Source organism: Rhodovulum imhoffii, assembly GCF_003046545.1.
GTDB lineage: Bacteria > Pseudomonadota > Alphaproteobacteria > Rhodobacterales > Rhodobacteraceae > Rhodovulum > Rhodovulum imhoffii.
Window position 1 is genome coordinate 1 of the sequence record NZ_QAAA01000046.1, and the last position, 1,983, is coordinate 1,983.

A 1,983-nucleotide genomic window follows, 5' to 3' on the forward strand; every position below is an offset into this window, starting at 1 on the left:
AGGTGCGGCCACCCTCGTCGTGGCCGGCGAATAGAGCATTCTTCCGCGTGAGCGCAATCGGGCGGATCAGGTTCTCGACGGCATTGGAGTCGATCTCGACGCGGCCGTCGTGAAGGAAGGTCTGCAGGCCGCCCCACTGGCGATGGATGTAGGTCAGCTTTTCGCCCAGGCGCGACTTGGCCGAGATACGCAGGCGCTGTGCCTGTAGCCAATCACCGAACTCGGCCACGAGGGGCACGCTGCGGGTCTGGCGGGCCGACAGGCGTTGGCCCGGGCCCATGCCGCGGATCTCGGCCTCGATGCGGTAGAGTTCGGCAATGCGGCGCAGCCCCTCGGCAGCGATCTCGGATCCATCCCGGTCGAAGACTTCCTTCAGCTTGCGGCGAGCGTGTGCCCAGCAGTGGGCAACCGTGATCGGCGCGCCGCCCTTGCGGGACGTGCGTGTGAGGCGGTCGTAACCGGTGTAGCCGTCAAGCTGGAGGGTGCCGTCGAAGCCCTGGAGGATCTGCTCTGCATGCGCGCCAGCGCGGCTGGGATGGTAGGTGAAGACGACACCGGGCGGGTCATCGCCGCCCCATCCGCGGTCATCTCGCGCCAAGGCCCAGAGGTATCCGGTCTTGGTCCGGCCACGGCCCGGGTCGAGGACCGGGGCGGTCGTTTCATCCATAAACAGCTTGCCGGATGACTTGATATGTTCCGCCAACCGGTCGACCACGGGGCCGAGATGGAAGGCCGCAGTACCGGTCCAGTCCGCCAACGTGCTGCGGTCGACCTGGATGCCGGAGCGCGCCAGGATCTGGCTTTGTCGGTAGAACGGCAGGTGATCCGCGAACTTGGACACCAGCACGTGGGCGATGGCGCCCTCGGTCGGCAGGCCACCTTCGATCAGCCAAGGCGCGGCAGGCGCCTGAGTGACCCCGTCCGAGCAGATCCGACAGGCATACTTCGGTCGTATGTCGACCAGCACACGCAGCTGCGCCGGGATGATGTCCAGCCTATCGGTCCGATCCTCACCGATCCGGTGCATGCGACCGCATCCACAGGGGCAGTCAAGGCTCGCGGGCTCGATGACGCGCTCGATGCGCGGCAAACCCGCGGGAAGATGGCCGAGGTTGCGCTGACGCGCCCGGCGCGGCGTTCCTGTCGAAGGCGCAGCCTGCTCCTTGCGGGTCTCGGCCTCGGCGACAGCCGTTTCCAGGTCCTCGAAGGCCAACTGCCGGTCGTCATCGCTCAGCTTCTCGGAGCGTTTGCCATGCACGACTTGGTTCAGCTCGGCCACAAGATGCTCAAGCCGCCGGTTGGCGTCCTTCAGCGCGTCGTTCTCCTGCAACAGAGCCAGCACAGAGGCGCGCTGGCTTTCGGGGATCGTGGACAGGTCGATAGGCGGGGCGCTGGACATGGGCGGATTATACCGCGCCCGAGATGCCGCTGTCCGGCTATTCAGCGCGGTGAGTCACTCTGCCACAGCTGGCCTGCGCACCTCCAGAGACCGCACCCGGCGCCAGTCCAGGCCGGCGAACAGGGCCTCGAACTGCGCCCTATGCAACGTCATCGCCCCGTCGCGGACCGCCGGCCAGGTGAAGGTGCTTTCCTCCAGGCGCTTGTAGGCCATCACCAGCCCGCTGCCGTCCCAAAACAGGATCTTCAACCGATCGGCCCGTTTCGAGCGGAACACGAAGACCGTTCCGGTGAACGGATCTTCGGCCAGTGTCGACTGGACCAGCGCTGCGAGGCCATCATGGCCTTTACGGAAGTCGACCGGCTTCGTCGCCACCAGGATCCGCACGCCCTGCGAGGGCATCAGCATGCATGGGCCTCGAGTGCGTGGACGATCTCGGCGATCCGGGCGGCGGGCGCATCCAGCGCAAGTTCGATGACGATTGAACCCCGCACAATTCTGATCGGCGTCCCGGCGCATGGCGGTTCGGGCTCGGAGGCAACCGTGGTTTCTTCGCAGACCACCAGAGGTGCGAAGACCGCTTC

The 1,983-nt window shown here is 66.4% G+C and carries 2 protein-coding genes and 1 pseudogene; all 3 read right to left on the reverse strand.

Annotated elements, in window-relative coordinates; genetic code table 11:
• Positions 1-1,399 (reverse strand): IS66 family transposase (gene tnpC / locus C8N32_RS14690; RefSeq protein WP_107893704.1); only part of this gene is annotated, 1,399 nt, incomplete at its 3' end.
• 54 nt (positions 1,400-1,453) lie between these two features.
• Positions 1,454-1,807, reverse strand: coding sequence for an IS66 family insertion sequence element accessory protein TnpB (tnpB, locus tag C8N32_RS14695; RefSeq protein WP_107893705.1), 354 nt, complete (start codon positions 1,805-1,807; stop codon positions 1,454-1,456).
• Positions 1,801-1,983: pseudogene (locus C8N32_RS15175) on the reverse strand (transposase); the annotation flags it as partial. The pseudogene C8N32_RS15175 and the gene tnpB, both read right to left, overlap by 7 nt.

What these genes read in the sequence shown, in the direction of transcription:
- tnpB (WP_107893705.1), bottom strand. Translation starts at nt 1,807, where the DNA reads ATGCTGATGCCCTCGCAGGGCGTGCGGATCCTGGTGGCGACGAAGCCG.